This is a genomic window from Cellulosimicrobium cellulans (genome assembly GCF_024124905.1).
GTDB classification, from domain to species: Bacteria; Actinomycetota; Actinomycetes; order Actinomycetales; family Cellulomonadaceae; genus Cellulosimicrobium; species Cellulosimicrobium cellulans_G.
On sequence record NZ_JAMXST010000001.1, the window covers coordinates 760,341 to 776,477 of the forward strand.

Consider the following 16,137-nt stretch of genomic DNA (forward strand, 5'->3'; position numbering starts at 1 on the left):
GGGCTCTCCTTACGGTCGGTGCCGGCCGGCAACAGGAGCGGCGGCGCGCTCGCGTGCCATCGCGTGGACTGCGTCGTCGACGGTCAGGACGCCGTGCAGGCCGAGCTCGGCGGCAAGGACAGCGGCCTGCGGCGGGCGGATATTGGTCTCCTCGAGCACTGCCCTCCGGGAGAACACCTCTGCTGGGGTGCCGTCGGCAAGGACGGCTCCCTCGCGCATCGCGATGACGCGCGTCGCGTACTCGGCGACGAGAGCCATGTCGTGGGAGATGATCACCACCGTGCGTCCCAGTGCGTGATGGTGGGCCAGGGCGTCCAGGATCTTGCGGGACTCGGCACGGTCCTGCCCGGTGGTCGGCTCGTCGATGACGGCGACCTCGCATCCCATGACGAGGGTCGAGGCGATGGCAAGCCGCTGGCGCTCACCACGCGACAGGTGGACGGGGTTGGCGTCCTGGCGCCCGGAGAGTCCCACGAGGGCGAGGGTGCGGTTGACCTGATCCTCGAGTGCGGACTCCTCGACGCCGAGGTTGCGCGGCCCGTACTCCAGCTCTTCTCGACACGTGTCGTGGAAGATCTGTCGGTCAGGGTTCTGGAACACGTATCCGACCGTGGAGGCGAGCTGGTGCAGCTTGATGCGCCGGGTGTCCACGATGCCGTCTCGCGTGCGCAGCCGGACGCTGCCGCCGGGGTTGGTCGGTCGCAGGAGCCCGTTGAAGTGCTTGGCGAGCGTCGTCTTGCCGGAGCCGTTCTTCCCGATCACTGCGACGAACTCGCCCTGGCCGATGGACAGCGACACCCCTGCGAGCGCGCGTTTCGTTCCGCCGTAGGTGTGCTCGACGTTGTCGATCTCGATGACCGTCTCGGTGCTCGTCATGCCAGTCTCCCCTCGTGCAGCATCGGCTCGGCCAGGTCAGCCCGGCGCCACGTGTCGACCGCCTCCCGGACGGACAGCGGCAGCTGTCCGGGCCACAGGCCCTGCTCGCGCAGCCGCAGTGCGACATCCAGGACCTGCGGGCGCTCGGGTGCGGTCGGCCCTTCAAGGACGTCTCGCGGGGTGCCTAGAGCGCGGATGCGCCCTTCGTCGAGGACGACGAGCCGGTCGGCGTACACCGCCAGCTCCTCGACCTTGTGCTCGACGACGATGATGGTCACACCCTCGTCGGCGAGTACGCGGATGGCGTCCATGACGTTCTCGGTTCCTGCCGGGTCGAGCTCTGACGTGGGCTCGTCCAGCAGCATGATTCGCGGGCTGAGGCAGAAGATCGAGGCGACCACGACGCGCTGCTTCTCCCCGCCCGAGAGCGCGTGGGTGAAGCGGTCGAGCAGCCGCTCGATGTCGAACAGGTGCGCCGCTCGGGCAAGGCGCCGCTCGATCTCCGGGACAGGCACGCCGCGGTTCTCCATGCCCCAGACGAGTTCCTCGCGCACGACCGTGTTGACGAGCTGGACCTCTGGATCCTGCATGACGAGCCCGACGTCCTCGGTGATCTGGGCCAACCCGTCATACTCGGAGAGCTCGCGACCAAGGACGCGGACGGTTCCCTTCAGGCTCGCGTGGTGCTCGTGCAAGGGGATGACGCCGGACAGGCACTGCAGGAGCGTGGACTTGCCTGCACCGGTCGGGCCGAGGATGCCGACGATCTCACCCTGTCCGATGGTCAGGTCGACCTCGTCGAGGGCACGGCGGTCGGCGCCGTCGTACCGGACGCTGAGGCCGGCGACCTCGATGGCTGGTGTGGTCATGTCACGTTCCTCCCAGGAACGGGGTCGGGGCCCACCACTGCACGCCGATGAGGGCGACAGCGAGCGCAAGGGTGCACAGCAGCAGGGCGGCGTCGGTGGCGCGGAAGACCGGCGAGCGGTAGTACGTGCGCGTGCCGCGCAGCCCGTAACCGCGCAGCTCCATCGATAGGGCGATGTCGCCGCTGCGCTTCATCGATCCCGCAAGCATGGGGAACAGCATCCGCACGATCGCCCGTCCGCGTCTGAACGGGTTGCTGGAGCCGCTCTCGCTGGACCCGCGCACGGCCATGGCGGTCAGCAGGGTGCGCGCCTCGTCCTGTAGCAGCGGCAGGAACCGGAACGCGAAGCTCGTCAGATAGGCGAACCGGTACGGCACACCGAGCTTGTCCAGCGCGAGGGCAATGTCCGAGGGACTCGTGGTGACGGAGAACCCGTAGAAGCAGATGCCCATCGCGAACAGCCGCATCCCGATGCCGAGCCCGAGGAGCACCCCCGAGCGGGACAGCGAGACTGAGCCGATGTGCATCAACGCCGGGCCTCCCTGAACCAGCGCCTGCAGGAGCGTCAGCAGCGCGATCAGGGGAACGATGAGGACGAGCGCCTTCCAATAGGAGGCTGGGGTGATGCGCGCGAGCGCAGCGAGCCCGATGACGATCAGGACGGTGAGCGCGACGAGAACGTCGAGCCGGGTCGTGCTGAGCGCTACGGCCAGGACGAGAAGGATCACTGCCAGCTTCGCCCGGGCGTCGGCACGGTGCAGGAAGGACCGGCCGGGACGGAACAGCATCGTGCCGCTCATCGTGCTCCTCCCGCGGACGAGATGGTCAGGTCACACCGCATCGAGGCTCCCAGCGGTGGCGCGCTCCTTGGGAACCAGGCCCGTGTTCACCAGTCGGCGCATGATCCCGTAGGTGATGAAGGAGCCCACGAGGTAGCACGGCTGGACGATGAGGATCTGCACGGTGATGAAGTCCCAGGGCAGGTGCAGGATCACGCGGTTGCCGATGCCGAACATCATGGCGTCGCACAGGCCGGCGATCTGGCCGATGACCACGACCTGCCAGAGCTTGAGGCCGCGGTCGCGCGGCTTGAGCGCCCAGACCAGCAGAGCCACCGGGACGGTGTGGGCAGCGTTCGTCAGGAACAGGAACGGTGCCATCGGCTGGGATGCGGTGAGGTTGGAGATGATCGGGTTGATCCACGCCGTGATCAAGGCGCCCGTCAGCCCGTAGAACGCGGCGGACGGAACCCAGATGGCGCACACGACGATCGCCGAGACGATCGGGATGCTCCCGCCGGTCAGGGCGAGGTCGATACGCTCGGTGATCTGCAGGATGACAGCCATCGTCAGTCCGAGGAACACGCACGTGATGATCGTGCGCGTGTCACGCGGGAGGATCTGGAACTTCCAGTTGGGCAGGACGGTCCAGCGGGTCTTGGTCTGCTGAGCTCGAGTCATGGTGTCCCTCCGGGGACGTGTCATGGTGCGGTCGTCGCTGACAGCACCTTCTGGTGGTCGCCCGTGCGCGTTCATGCCGACGAGCGATCGGGGCCGCGTTGCGGCCATGGCCCGGACCGGCGCGCGTGCCGGTGTCCGGAGTTCTGTGTCAGTGCACTCGGGCGAGCGCGCGGTTGACGAGCAGGGCGAGCTCGGAGCCGGGGCTGCTCGGGGTGCCGGCGAGGATGTCCTCCTCGGTGATGCGGGCGAGGTAGATCCCCCGGTCGCCGAACCGGTCGTGGTCGTAGGTCACGTAGATCTGGCCGTCGGGGCCGATCGCCGCGTCGGGGTAGGACACGTCGTCGCGGTCGTCGAGCAGCAGGCGGTGCGGCCAGGTGGCCCCGTCGTCGTCGCTGAGGAGAGCAGTGAGGTTGGTACGCCCCTTCCACTCCTTGACGTTGCCCTGCAGCTCGAGCTCCTCGACGGTGCGCCGCTCGCCGAAGTCGACGTGGTTGATCATGAGCAGGCGTCCAGAGGGCATTCGTCGGATGTGGAACCGCGAGCACGGGCCGTCCACGTGGCTGCGCCGGCCGGGCGACCATGTGCGTCCGCCATCGGTGGAGAATGACTCCCCCACGCCGTCGAAGCAGCGCACCAGCATCCACAGCGTGCCGTCCTGCTTCTCGACGACCATGTGCTCGTCGAAGCTGCGGTTCGGGACGTCAGCGCTGCCCCTGTACCTGATGGTCTCGCCCTGGTCGGTGGAGGCGTACACGTTCGAGAACCGCTCGCCGTCGAGGGGGTGGTCCTCGGTGGGCTCGTGGCATGCCCAGATGGCGGTCGGGAAGAGCCAGGTGCCGTCGGACACCACCGTCGGCTTGTTCATCTGCAGGCCGTTGGCGATTCGCCGCGGCGGCGACCAAGAGGGCGTGTCGTCGTCAGGGTTCTCGCTCACCGACGCCCACACCCCGACCCGGCCGTCGAAGAAGTCGCGGCTCTGGTTCCAGAACATCCACAGCCGGTCGGCCGGGTCGCGCCACAGTGCCGGGTCGTACACGCGCACCTGCGGATCGGGGTGCTCGACGACGAACCGAGGACCGTCCCAGGTTCGGCCCTCGTCGTCGCTGGTTACTGCCAGGACGAAGTTGCCACCGGTCTCCGTCTCCATCCCCGTGTACCAGTCGACGTAGAGACGGCCACCGGCCGTCCGCTCGATCGAGGGGATGCCCTGCCACATGCGGTGCTCGTCCTGGAACCGGTCCTCGGTCGGGTTGATCAGCACCCGTGCCGGAACCATCGTGCCTGAGGCCACCATCTGCTCCTGCCGTCGTTGCGTCGTCGATCCGACGGTCGTTTCCGTCGACGGCGGCAGTCTGCACACCCGATCAGGCGTCTGTCAATTCTGACTAACGCCGACCAGGTCAGCGTCGAATGACATCGGGCACGGCCTCGACCCAGCCGAGGAGGCGCTCGACGAGAGCGCCACCGCTTCCCACCAGGGCGTTCTCCGCCGCTGCGATCATGTCGTCGAAGTGCGCCTCCATCGCTGCCTGAGCACCCGCGGGATCGCGAGCCTCGATGCGCTCGAGGACGTCCCGGTGCTCGGCGACGACACGCTCCTCGTCGCGGCGGGTGGACAAGATCGCGTCGAGCACAGCCTCGACCCGGTCCAGGTGCGGGGCCAGCATCATGTCGGCGGCGAGCTTGAGCATCCGGTTGCTCGCCAGCTCCACCACGCCGCGATGGAACTGAAGACCAGGCTGCTCGATCATCGGCATGCTCCCGACCGCGTTCGCGTGATCGGAGCACAGCCGTCGCAGCTCGGCGACACCCTCACCGCTGGGATTGCGGGCCGCGTCGGCAGCCACAGCGCTCTCGACGGCCTGTCGTGCGCGCAGCAGGTCGAGCAGGTCCTGAACATCGCGCACCGCGTGCTGCAGCGAGTCCGACGTCCGCTCCGCCAAGACCGCCTCTGCGGCGCGGCGCCGCCCCTCTGCCGAAAGGGTGCGCCCCTTCGTCCCCGCCGGGGTCGTCCACCCGCGCCGATCCATCTCGCGCAGGAGGCGAGACACGGAGGATTCGCTGAGGACCATCCCACGTGCCGCGAGCTCGCGTTGGGCGTTGCGCGTGCCCACGGGAACGTCCGACGTCGAGATGGCGTGCGCCAGAGCGAGCATCGCGCCTTCGCGATCGTTCATGTGTGTCCTCTCCAGGCCCGTCCGCTTGACGCGGATGGCGAGTCGGGGCCATCGTTGGCCGATGTTGGTCAGATGTGACTAACGAACACCACGCATTCTAGTCGGCGCGTCGGCGACCGACATCACCCCTACGGAGAGACACGCGATGACAACGACGCACCCTATCGAGCAGCCCTATCCGCGCGACCTCTCCGGCTATGCCGGGCGTCCTCCGCACGCGGGGTGGCCGGGCGGGGCGAAGGTCGCCGTCTCCTTCGTCATCAACCTTGAGGAGGGCGGGGAGAACAACGTCCTGCACGGCGACGCTGCATCCGAGGCGTTCCTGACCGAGGAGCCGACGACCGCACTGTCGGGTCGTCGTAACCTCAACGTCGAGTCCCAGTACGAGTACGGGACTCGTGCTGGCTTCTGGCGCCTGCATCGCCTGTTCGCCGAGCGCTCGCTGCCCGTCACCGTCTTCGGCATCGCTGAGTCGATGCGGCGCAACCCGGGCCTTGTGGCGGCCGCGCAGGAGTCCGGCTGGGAGATCGCGTCGCATTCGCTGCGCTGGATCAACTATGCCGAGGTGGGCTCCGACGTCGAGCGCGACCACATCGCGCAGGCCGTCCGCATCCACACCGATGTCGCCGGAGAACCGCCCGCCGGGTGGTACACCGGTCGCAACAGCGACAGCACCCGCCGCCTGGTCGTCGAGCACGGCGGATTCCTCTACGACTCCGACTCGTTCAGCGACGACCTGCCCTACTGGGTCGACGTCGACGGCATCGCCCAGCTCGTCGTCCCGTATACGCTCGACAACAACGACGGACGGTACGTCAACACCTATGGCTTCCAGTCCGAGTCCTTCTCCGCGTATCTGACCCGCGGCCTGGAGCAGCTTCTCGAAGAGGGCACCGATAGCCCCAAGATGATGAGCATCGGACTCCACCTGCGCATCTCCGGGCGGCCCGGGCGCGCAGCCGACCTCAAGCGCTTCCTTGGCCTGGTCGCCAGCCACCCCGATGTGTGGGTCGCGCGACGCATCGACATCGCGCGTCACTGGCGATCGGTCCACCCGGCAAAGAACTGGCTACCGGACAGTGCCGACCCCTTCGCCGACATGTCCTAGGCAGCAGGCGTGCTCCCCCATGGTGGCCCCGACGACTTCCGTCCCATGGTCGAGCAGATTCCCGCACGGCGACATGGTGTGCATGACGTGCAGGCCGCCTGGAGGGTGCGGCGCCTCCCAGAGACCCGCAGCCGAACCTCCAGTTCGCCCGGTGCGCGCCGCTCGCTGCGCTGTCTTTGTGATGTCCTTGCTACCGAACTTTGCATAACCGCAGGTCAGAGGCCTATATGCGGACGAGCCGGTCTGTACGCCGGGTTCTGTTCCCGCGCGAGGTCGCCCTCGCGCGGGCGACGGTCATCCATCTAGGCCCTGCGTCGCCGCAGGGCTCGAGCGGTCTACCCGACTGTGCTTCTCCGAGGAGAATCGGGCGGGCAGCCCTCCGACACAGTCTGTCTGACCTTGCTCCAGGTGGGGTTTACCGAGCCGGACCGGTCACCCGGCCCGCTGGTGGTCTCTTACACCACCGTTTCACCCTTACCGCGCCGGGCGGAGCCGAAGCCCTGCCTGACGTGGCGGTCTGTTCTCTGTGGCACTGTCCCGCGGGTCACCCCGGGTGGGCGTTACCCACCACCTTGCCCTTCGGAGCCCGGACGTTCCTCGGCGAGGAGCACGAGGCCCCTCGACGCGACCGTCCGACCGACTCGTCCGCGCCAGCAAGATTACCGCTCCCGAGCGGCTCGGCGGACCATCGACCGGCCCACCGGAGGGGGCGGCGGCCCCGTAGGATGGCCCGCCCCCTCAACATCCCGCTCCCGGAGGTCTGTCGTGCCCGCCCCCGCCGTACCGTCCGCCCCCGACGCACCGACCGCGGCGACCGCCGGGGACACCTCGGGCGAGCTCGCGCGAGAGCAGGAGTTCCTGGAGAACGCCCGCGCGCAGCTCGCCCGCATGCGCGAGCAGGCCGGGTCGCTCGACGCGCTCGCGGGAGACCGGGTCAGCGCCGAGTACCTCGAGGCGGCGCTCGCCCGTCGGCTCGCCCAGCTCGCCGACGACCCCGAGGTCCCGCTCTTCTTCGGACGCATCGACCTCGACGGCACCGGCCACGAGCCCGCCGAGGTCTTCCACATCGGCCGCCGCCACGTCTCCGACCCCCAGGGCGACCCGCTCGTCGTCGACTGGCGCGCCCCGGTGAGCACCCCCTTCTACCGCGCCACCCGCACCGCGCCGATGGGGGTCGCCGTCCGCCGCCGCTACGGCTTCCAGCGCGGCGCCCTCACCGGCTTCGAGGACGAGACGCTCACCGCCCCGGGTCCTGGTGCGGAGTCCTCCGCGATCCTCGAAGCCGAGATCGAGCGACCCCGTACCGGGCCGATGCGCGACATCGTCGCCACCATCCAGCCCGAGCAGGACGTCATCGTGCGCAGCGGGATCGACCGGACCGTCGTCGTGCAGGGCGCGCCCGGCACCGGCAAGACCGCCGTCGGGCTGCACCGTGCCGCGTACCTGCTGTACTCCCACCGGGAGCGGGTGAGCCGCGCCGGCATGACCGTCGTGGGGCCCAACGCGAGCTTCCTGCGGTACATCCGCGACGTCCTGCCCGCCCTGGGCGAGGTCGACGCGACCCAGACGACCGTCGAGCAGATCGTCGCGGTGCACGGTCGCCTGCGCCGGACGGAGCCCGCGGACGTCGCGCGGCTCAAGGGCGACGGGCGCATGGCCGAGGTGCTCCGCCGCGCGGTGTGGTCGCACCTCGTCGAGCCGTCCGAGGCGCTCGTGCTGCCCCGCGGTGCGCGCCGCTGGCGCGTCGCCGCGCACGAGACACGCGAGTGCGTGGCGCAGGTGGTCGGCCGGGAGCCGCGCTTCGACGCCGGTCGCGACCACCTGCGGCACGCGCTCGCGCACCGGATCCTCGTGCAGATCGAGGAGTCCGGCGAGGCGCTCGACGAGCGGGCGTGGGACGCGCTCGCGCGCACGCGGCCGGTCCGGGACTACACCGCCGCGGTGTGGCCCAAGGTCACGCCGACGGCGCTGCTGCACCGGCTCCTCGTCGACCCCGCGTTCCTCGCCGCGAGCGCCGACGGCGTCCTCACCGCGACGGAGCAGGAGCTGCTGCGCCCGCTCCGACCGTCCCGCACACCGGGCACCGCCCGCTGGACGCTGGCCGACCTCGTCCTGCTCGACGAGGTCGCGGACCTGCTGGCCCGCGGCGCGTCGGTCGCGCACGTCGTGGTGGACGAGGCGCAGGACCTGTCGCCGATGATGCTGCGCTCTCTCGGGCGCCGGGCGCGCACCGGCTCCCTGACGGTGCTGGGCGACCTGGCCCAGGCGACGACGCCGTGGGGGGTCTCCTCGTGGACCGACGCGCTGACGCACCTCGGCAAGCCCGACGGCCACGTGGAGCAGCTCACCGCCGGCTTCCGCGTCCCCGGCGACGTCATCGAGTACGCGGCCCGCCTGCTCCCGTCGATCGCGCCGGACCTCGACCCGCCGGTCGCCGTCCGCCGGGCGCGGGGCGAGCTCGTCCTCACCACGGAGCCGCTCGTGGACCTGGTCCGCACGGCGCTCGCGCGGGAGGGGTCGGTCGGTCTGATCGTGCCCGACGCCGGCACGGACGCCGCGCGCGCGGTGCTCGCCGCGGCGGGCCTCGCCTTCGCGGTCGTCGGCGAGGCGTCGGACGACGACGGCGCGGTCGAGTTCGACGCGCGCCTCGACCTCGTGCCCGCGTCGCTCGCGAAGGGGCTGGAGTTCGACCACGTCGTGCTGGACGACCCGGAGGGCGTCGTCCGGGGCGAGCCGGACCGGGTCACGGGGCTGCGGCGGCTGTACGTCTGCCTGACCCGCGCGGTGACGTCCCTCGCCGTCCGCCACCGGGACGACCTGCCCGCGGAGCTCCGCCGCCCGTGACGGGCGCCTCGGCGGTGGGGCGGACACGCCGGGACCGTCGTGTCGGAACCCCTCGGTAGGGTGCCCGGGTGGCCACAGCGACTGCGACCGATCCCGCGCTCGACGTGCTCCGGCGAGTCTTCGGGTACGACGCGTTCCGGGGCGAGCAGGCGGCCGTCATCGACACCGTCGTCGGCGGCGACGACGCCCTGGTGCTCATGCCCACCGGCGGGGGCAAGTCGCTGTGCTACCAGATCCCGGCCCTGGTCCGCGCGGGGACCGGCGTCGTCGTGTCACCGCTCATCGCCCTCATGCAGGACCAGGTGGACGCCCTCGCGGCGCTCGGCGTCCGCGCCGCGTTCCTCAACTCCACGCTGTCCTCGGACGAGCGCCGCGCCGTGGAGCGCGCGCTCATGGCGGGTGAGCTCGACCTGCTCTACGTGGCGCCGGAAGGGCTCCGCAGCCGCGCCACCCTCGACCTGCTCGACAGGACGCCGATCGCGCTCTTCGCGATCGACGAGGCGCACTGCGTGTCCCAGTGGGGCCACGACTTCCGGCCCGACTACCTCGAGCTCTCGGTGCTGCACCGACGCTGGCCGTCCGTCCCGCGCATCGCGCTGACGGCGACGGCGACGGCCGCGACGCGGGCCGAGATCGCCCAGCGCCTCGACCTGGAGGGCGCACGGCACTTCGTCTCGAGCTTCGACCGGCCCAACATCACCTACCGGATCGTGACCAAGGACCGGCCGGAGAAGCAGCTGCTCGACCTGCTGCGCACCGAGCACGCCGGGGACGCGGGGATCGTCTACTGCCTCTCGCGTGCGTCGGTGGAGAAGACCGCCGCGACGCTCGTCGAGAACGGGATCCAGGCGCTGCCTTACCACGCCGGGCTCCCCGCGTCGGTGCGCGCCGCGAACCAGTCCCGGTTCCTGCGCGAGGACGGCCTGGTCATGGTCGCGACGATCGCCTTCGGCATGGGCATCGACAAGCCCGACGTCCGGTTCGTCGCACACCTCGACCTGCCCAAGTCCGTCGAGGGGTACTACCAGGAGACGGGGCGCGCCGGGCGCGACGGGCTGCCGTCCACCGCCTGGCTGGCCTACGGCCTGGCCGACGTCGTGCAGCAGCGCAAGCTCATCTCGACGTCCGACGGTGATGCCGCGCACCGGCGCAACCTGGGCCGGCACCTGGACGCGATGCTCGCCCTCTGCGAGACCGTCGAGTGCCGCCGCGCCCAGCTCCTCGCGTACTTCGGCCAGGAGCACCCGGGGGGCTGCGGGTCGTGCGACACGTGCCTCGCCCCGCCCGAGGCCTGGGACGGGACGGTCGCCGCGCAGAAGGTGCTCTCGACGGTGTTCCGTCTGGACCGCGAGCGCGGGCAGAGCTTCGGCGTCGGGCAGGTCGTCGACATCCTCCTCGGCCGGGACACGGAGAAGGTCCGACGGTTCCGGCACCAGGAGCTGTCGGTGTTCGGGGTCGGGAAGGACCTGTCCGAGAACGAGTGGCGGGCCGTGGTGCGTCAGCTCCTCGCCCAGGGGCTGCTCACGGTCGAGGGCATGCACGGGACGCTCGTGCTCACCGCGGCGAGCGGGGAGGTCCTGGCCCGGCGGCGCGAGGTCCGGATGCGGCACGAGCCGGCGCGTCCGGTGCGTGCGGCGAAGGCACGGAAGGCGGCCGCCGCCGCCGAGCTGGCCGAGGCCGACGTCCCGCTCTTCGAGGCGCTGCGCGCCTGGCGTGCAGGGGAGGCGAAGGCCCAGGGCGTGCCCGCGTACATCGTGTTCGGGGATGCGACCCTCCGCGGGATCGCGACCGCCCGACCCGGCTCGCTCGAGAGGCTCGCGCTGGTGAGCGGCGTCGGCGAGAACAAGCTCGCCCGGTACGGCGACGCGGTGCTGGCCGTCGTCGCCGAGGCAGGTTGAGCGGCCGTACACCGGGCTCGGACCGTCCCCCGCCGCCCGAGGCAGGGGGACGAGCGTGTCAGACGTCGACGCGGTACGACAGCGCGAGCTCGTCGCCGCTGACCCCGCGGATGCCCCAGTTCTCGCGCGGGCTCTCGAGGATCACGAGCTCCACCTCGTCCACCGTCAGGCCGAGGGCGGGCACCACGTCGTCGTACAGCGCCGCGACCAGCGCGCGCTTGGCCTCACGCGTGCGGCCCGTGAAGCACACGACCTCGACGACGAGGTACGCGTCCGAGCGCGGGGCGACCAGGTCGTCGTCGTCCAGGAGCAGGAACCGGTGGAACCGCTTGTCGGCCGGGAGGTGCCAGGTGCGCACGAGCGCGTCGTGCAGCGCGTCGGACACCTCCGCCCGTCGCTCGCCCCACACGCTGCGCCGTCCGTAGATCTTCACCTGGGCCATCGGCCGAGCGTAGCCGTGACACACCCCACGCCGTCGGGCCTGGTCACCCGCCGCGACGACGCCGCGCGCGCTCGTAGAGTGGCCGCGTGCTCGTGCTGCTCCCCCCGTCCGAGGGCAAGACCCCCGCGCCCGACGGCGCCGCGCCGGTCGACCTCGCCGCGCTCACCTCTCCCGCCCTCACCGCGCACCGTGACGTGGTCCTCGACGCGCTCGCCGCGGCGAGCGCACGCCCGGACGCGCACGACGTCCTCGGCACGACGCCGGGGCTCGCCGACGAGGTGCGCCGCAACACGTCACTGCGCACCGCGCCCGCGGGCTCCGCGGCCGACGTCTACACGGGCGTGCTCTACGGCGCGGCCGACCTCGCGGGCGCGCTGGCGTCCGGCGGCGAGGCCGCGCGACGCGCGCGCGAGGACGTCCGCGTCGTGTCGGCTCTCTGGGGGGCGCTCTCCCCCGCCGACCGCGTTCCCGCCTACCGGCTCTCCATGGCCGTCGACCTGCCGGGCGTGGGGAAGCTCGCGACCGCGTGGCGCCCGCACCTGGCCCCCGTGCTCGACGCGCGCGCGGCCGGGGACGTCGTCGTCGACTGCCGGTCCTCGACGTACGTGGGCGCGTGGAAGCCCGCGGTCTCCGGGCCGCGCTCGGCCGACTGGGTCGCGGTGCGCGTCGTGCGCGAGCACGCCGGGAAGCGCACCGTCGTCTCGCACAACGCCAAGCACACCCGCGGCGTGCTCGCCGGGCACCTGCTGCGCCGGGCCGCGGCGTCGCCGTCGTCGGCCGAAGGGCTGCTCGACGCCGCAGGCGAGCTCGTCGGCACGGTGATCGGCACGGAGGTGGGATCCGGCCTGAGCTACCGCCTCCTGGAGACGACCCTCCACGACGCGGCCTCCCGGAGCGGGCCGCGCACGCTCGAGCTCGTCATCGCCTGAGCGACCGCCCGCCTCCACCCCGGTCCCCGCTGCGACAGCACGGGACCCGGTCCACAGTGGACCCATGGTCTACAGCGAGGATCTTGCCGAGCGGATCCGCGCCGCCCTGGGGCCGCGCGCTCCGTTCGACGAGCGGAAGATGTTCGGCGGGATCGCGTTCCTCGTCAACACCCACATGGCGCTCGGCGTCACCCGGGACGACCTCATGGTGCGGGTCGGCAAGGACGGCACGGACGCGGCGCTCGAACGCGGCGGAACGGTCATGGAGATGGGGGGTCGCCCGATGACGGGCATGATCCTCGTCGACGGCGCGCGGGTCGCCGACCCGGTCGAGCTCGACGCGTGGGTCGCGACGGCCGTCGAGCACGCCCTCGCGGAACCCGCCAAGGCGAAGAACCCCCGGAAAGGGTGAACGCGCCGCGGAGGACGGACGTCAGAGGTCGCTCGGGACGCCCTGGGCGGTGAGCTCGCTCGTGCCGTCGGCCCACAGGCGCAGGATGCTCACCGACGCAGGCGGGACGCGCACGCGTGACCACTGCGACGGCGGCGCGCCGATCGCCGTGCCGATCGCGGCGCGCACCTGCACCGCGTGGCCGACGACGACCGCCGTCCGGCCCGCCGGTCCCGCCCCCGCCAGGAGCGTGTCGACGAGGTCCTGGAGCCCGTGCCAGACGCGCGCACCGACGTCGGCGTACGACTCGCCCCCGGGGGCCGCGGTCGTGCCGGTCGTGTGCCAGGCGTGCAGTCGGCCCGGCCACGCGGCGTCGACCTCCGCGGCGGTGAGCCCCTCCCACTCCCCGAAGTCGACCTCGGCGAACCGGTCGTCCGTCGTGACGTGGACGCCGAGCCGGCGACCGACCGCGCGCGCCGTCTCCTGCGCGCGCACCATGGGCGAGGCGACGATCGTCGTCGGTCGCGGCAGGTCGGGCCAGGCCTGACGGCCGACCCGGAACACGAGGTCGGCCGCCTGCGCCGCCTGCGTGCGGCCCCGCGCCGTCAGCGACGGGCCCAGCACCGACGACCCGCTGAACGCGCCCGCGACCGTGAGCGGCGTCTGCCCGTGGCGCACGAGCACGACGGTGAGCGCGGGCGCGTCGTCGAACCGCACCGCGGCGCCCGACGGGCGGGCGGGGGTGTCGAAAGCGGCCGACTCCCCCGGGACCTCGGCGGGCGCGTCGGCGGCGGCGGGGTCGGGCTCGTCGTCGCCGGCACCCGGCGTTGCGCCCTCGGGCGGGTAGTCGCGCGCGACCGTCCCGGCCGTGTCCATCGCCTCGTTCGCGAGGGCGTCCGCGGCGGCGTTCTGCGCGCGTGGCACCCACTCGTACGCGACCTGGCCCGCCGGCAGCACCGCGGCGGCCTCGGCGGCGAGGCGGCGCATGTCGTCGTGCTTGATCTGCCAGCGGCCCGACATCTGCTCGACGACGAGCCGCGAGTCCATCCGGACGGTCACCCGCGCGTCCGGGTCGATCTCCGCCGCGGCGCGCAACCCGACGACGAGGCCCGAGTACTCGGCCACGTTGTTCGTCGTCGTCCCGAGGAACGCGGCGCGCTCGGCGAGGACCCGACCGCTCTCGCCGTCGCGGACGAGCGCGCCGAAGCCCGCCGGGCCGGGGTTCCCCCGCGACCCGCCGTCCGCCTCGACGACGAGGTGCCGCCGACCGTCCGCGCTCACGCGCCGGCGCCCTCCGGCCGCACGACGATGTGGCCGTAGTCCTCGAGCCGCACCACCTGGTCGGGCGCGGCGGACGTGATCGCCGCGAGCTCGGCCGGGCTCAGCGAGACGTTGAGCCCGTCGACGTGCTGGCCGCGCAGCGCGACGACGCCCCGGCCACCGTTCTGGTCGCGCACGCGCTCGTACAGGGCCAGGAGCCCGGCGTCGAGGCCCGCGACGGCCTCCGTGCGCTTGCCTTCGACCTGGCCCGCCTCGGCATCGAGCTCGGCGAAGCGCGCGTCGCGCGCGGCCACGACCTCGGCCTTCGCGGCCTCCAGCTCGGCGTTCGCGGACTCGAGCTTCGCGAGCGCCTCCTCGTGCGCCTCCAGGCGCTCCATGACGTCGAGCTCGACCTCCTCGAGCACGCCCTGGCGGCGCGCGAGGGACTCGAGCTCCGCGACGAGCGCCTGCGCGTCCTTGGCCCCGACCTGCCCCGAGTCGAGCCGCGACCGGTCGCGCGCGGCGCGCGTGCGCACCTGCTCGACGTCGGTCTCGGCCTTGGTGAGCTCGCGCTTGAGGTCGCTCACCGCGGTGCGGGACTCGACGAGCTTGCCCCGCAGGTCCGCCATCTGGGCGTCGAGCTCGGCGATGCGCGCGTGCTCGGGCAGGTTCTTGCGCTGGTGCGCGAGCTGCTGCGCCCGCGTGTCGAGCTCCTGGACGTCGAGCAGGCGGAGCTGGTCGGCGGGCGGTGCGGTGGCCACAGGTGGTTCCTTTCGTGGGCCCCGTGCGGGGCCGCGTGCGGGGTCGGGGCGTCAGGCGTGCGGGGCGTCGGGATCGGCTGGCAGGTCGGCCGGCACGGACGCGATCCGTGCGGTCCACGGGTCCGTGACGAGCGTGCTGACGCGCGTCTCGACGGCCGTCCCGGGCTGCTCGCGCGCGAGGGCGCGCGCGAGGTCCTCGGCAGCGTAGCGGAGCCACGGCCACTCGGAGGCGTAGTGCGGCACGTCCACGAGGAACGGCGTCCCGGCCTCGCCACCGCCCTCGAGCCGGGCGCGCTCGCGCAGCTCGGAGACCGGGTGGTGGCGCAGGTCGGAGGTGAGGTAGACGTCGGCGCCGCTCGCGCGGACGGCGTCGAACAGCGAGTCGCCCGACCCGCCGACCACGGCGACGGACTCCACGGGGGCGTCGAGGTCGCCCGCGACGCGCACGCCCTGGACCGTGGGCGGGAGCACCTCGGCGACGCGCTGCGCGAAGCCGCGCAGCGTCGTCGGCTCCGCCAGGCGCCCGACCCGGCCCGTCCCGGTCGACGCCGCCTCGTGCGGCGACGGTGCCGGGTGCGCGACGAGGGGTACGCGGTGCAGCAGGTCAAGGGCGTCCGCGAGCGCGTCGGCGACGCCGCGCTCCGCCGCGTCCGCGTTGGTGTGCGCGACGTACAGGCCGCAGCCGCCCCGGATGAGCCGGTGGACGAGCGAGCCCTTGAACGTCGTCGCGGCGACCGAGTGCACGGGCCGCAGGAAGAGGGGGTGGTGCGTGACCAGCAGGTCCGCGCCCCAGGCGAGCGCCTCGTCCGCGACCTCCTCGACCGGGTCAACGGCGAACAGCACCTTGCGCACGGGCACGCCCGGGTCCCCGGCCACGAGGCCGACGGCGTCCCAGGCCTCGGCCGTCGACGGCGGGTACAGCTCGTCCAGCGTCCGCACGACGCGGCCGAGCGTCGGGTGCGCGGCGCCGTCGGCCGCGGGGTCGGCGCGCGAGGCGTCGGCGGTCGTCGTCTCGGTCCTCGGGTCGGGCGCGACGGTCATGGCGGCAGGCTATCCCGCGCGGGACGCCCGGGTACCGTCGGACGTGGTTTGATGGATTGCGCAATCCATCATCCCACTGGAG

The 16,137-nt window shown here is 72.3% G+C and carries 15 protein-coding genes and 1 other RNA gene; 5 read left to right on the forward strand and 11 right to left on the reverse strand.

Translation table 11 applies throughout. The annotated features are described in order from the left end of the window. Nucleotides 1–9 precede the first annotated feature (9 nt). From NHH00_RS03500 to NHH00_RS03525, 6 genes are all read right to left on the reverse strand, one after another. A complete protein-coding gene (locus NHH00_RS03500; protein ID WP_253050190.1) occupies nucleotides 10–876 on the reverse strand; it encodes an energy-coupling factor ABC transporter ATP-binding protein in 867 nt (288 codons plus the stop codon). Continuing rightward, the gene (locus tag NHH00_RS03505; protein ID WP_253050192.1) at nucleotides 873–1,745 is read right to left on the reverse strand and encodes an energy-coupling factor ABC transporter ATP-binding protein; all 873 of its coding nucleotides are present in this window, start codon (nucleotides 1,743–1,745) and stop codon (nucleotides 873–875) included. Before NHH00_RS03505 ends, NHH00_RS03500 begins: the two co-directional genes overlap by 4 nt. Nucleotide 1,746: 1 nt before the next feature. After that, nucleotides 1,747–2,544, reverse strand: coding sequence for an energy-coupling factor transporter transmembrane component T family protein (locus NHH00_RS03510; RefSeq protein WP_253050194.1), 798 nt, complete (start codon nucleotides 2,542–2,544; stop codon nucleotides 1,747–1,749). Between the two features lie 30 nt (nucleotides 2,545–2,574). After that, entirely contained in the window at nucleotides 2,575–3,204 is a 630-nt protein-coding gene (locus NHH00_RS03515) for a hypothetical protein (protein ID WP_253050196.1), read from the reverse strand. Between the two features lie 148 nt (nucleotides 3,205–3,352). Beyond that, nucleotides 3,353–4,495: a sialidase family protein gene (locus NHH00_RS03520; protein WP_253050198.1), complete on the reverse strand. Its 1,143-nt coding sequence runs from the start codon at nucleotides 4,493–4,495 to the stop codon at nucleotides 3,353–3,355. Between the two features lie 109 nt (nucleotides 4,496–4,604). Continuing rightward, nucleotides 4,605–5,381: an FCD domain-containing protein gene (locus NHH00_RS03525; RefSeq protein WP_253050200.1), complete on the reverse strand. Its 777-nt coding sequence runs from the start codon at nucleotides 5,379–5,381 to the stop codon at nucleotides 4,605–4,607. A 145-nt stretch (nucleotides 5,382–5,526) separates the two neighbouring features. On the opposite strand from NHH00_RS03525, the gene puuE reads away from it, so the two are divergent. Further along, nucleotides 5,527–6,489, forward strand: coding sequence for an allantoinase PuuE (gene puuE, locus NHH00_RS03530; RefSeq protein WP_253050202.1), 963 nt, complete (start codon nucleotides 5,527–5,529; stop codon nucleotides 6,487–6,489). A 230-nt stretch (nucleotides 6,490–6,719) separates the two neighbouring features. On the opposite strand, the gene rnpB is transcribed toward puuE, so the two are convergent. After that, nucleotides 6,720–7,133, reverse strand: an RNA gene (gene rnpB / locus NHH00_RS03535) — RNase P RNA component class A. A 121-nt stretch (nucleotides 7,134–7,254) separates the two neighbouring features. Between rnpB and NHH00_RS03540 the strand changes: the two genes are divergently transcribed. Together NHH00_RS03540 and recQ are read left to right on the forward strand one after the other, a co-directional pair. Further along, nucleotides 7,255–9,333, forward strand: a complete 2,079-nt coding sequence (locus NHH00_RS03540) for a HelD family protein (RefSeq protein WP_253050204.1) — start codon at nucleotides 7,255–7,257, stop codon at nucleotides 9,331–9,333. Nucleotides 9,334–9,401: 68 nt separating this feature from the next. Continuing rightward, a complete protein-coding gene (gene recQ / locus NHH00_RS03545) occupies nucleotides 9,402–11,231 on the forward strand; it encodes a DNA helicase RecQ (protein WP_253050206.1) in 1,830 nt (609 codons plus the stop codon). Nucleotides 11,232–11,289: 58 nt separating this feature from the next. Here recQ and NHH00_RS03550 read toward each other — a convergent pair whose 3' ends face one another. Then, entirely contained in the window at nucleotides 11,290–11,673 is a 384-nt protein-coding gene (locus tag NHH00_RS03550) for a tautomerase family protein (protein ID WP_253050208.1), read from the reverse strand. 86 nt (nucleotides 11,674–11,759) lie between these two features. Between NHH00_RS03550 and NHH00_RS03555 the strand changes: the two genes are divergently transcribed. Together NHH00_RS03555 and NHH00_RS03560 are read left to right on the forward strand one after the other, a co-directional pair. Further along, complete coding sequence (locus NHH00_RS03555) at nucleotides 11,760–12,602, forward strand: YaaA family protein (protein WP_253050210.1); 843 nt, start codon at nucleotides 11,760–11,762, stop codon at nucleotides 12,600–12,602. 64 nt (nucleotides 12,603–12,666) lie between these two features. Continuing rightward, on the forward strand, nucleotides 12,667–13,014 hold the full coding sequence (locus tag NHH00_RS03560; RefSeq protein ID WP_253050212.1) for a TfoX/Sxy family protein: 348 nt from the start codon (nucleotides 12,667–12,669) through the stop codon (nucleotides 13,012–13,014). A gap of 21 nt (nucleotides 13,015–13,035) precedes the next feature. Here the strand turns inward: NHH00_RS03560 and NHH00_RS03565 are convergent, their stop codons facing one another. From NHH00_RS03565 to NHH00_RS03575, 3 genes are read right to left on the reverse strand one after another with little or no spacing between them, the layout of a single operon-like run. Continuing rightward, nucleotides 13,036–14,274 carry a bifunctional RNase H/acid phosphatase gene (locus tag NHH00_RS03565; protein ID WP_253050214.1) on the reverse strand — a complete coding sequence of 413 codons (1,239 nt, stop codon included), beginning with the start codon at nucleotides 14,272–14,274 and terminating at the stop codon, nucleotides 13,036–13,038. Further along, nucleotides 14,271–15,014, reverse strand: a complete 744-nt coding sequence (locus tag NHH00_RS03570) for a zinc ribbon domain-containing protein (protein ID WP_253050216.1) — start codon at nucleotides 15,012–15,014, stop codon at nucleotides 14,271–14,273. The genes NHH00_RS03565 and NHH00_RS03570 overlap by 4 nt, the downstream gene beginning before the upstream one ends. Before the next feature lie 51 nt (nucleotides 15,015–15,065). After that, complete coding sequence (locus NHH00_RS03575) at nucleotides 15,066–16,055, reverse strand: Nif3-like dinuclear metal center hexameric protein (protein ID WP_253050218.1); 990 nt, start codon at nucleotides 16,053–16,055, stop codon at nucleotides 15,066–15,068. Between the last annotated feature and the right edge of the window lie 82 nt (nucleotides 16,056–16,137).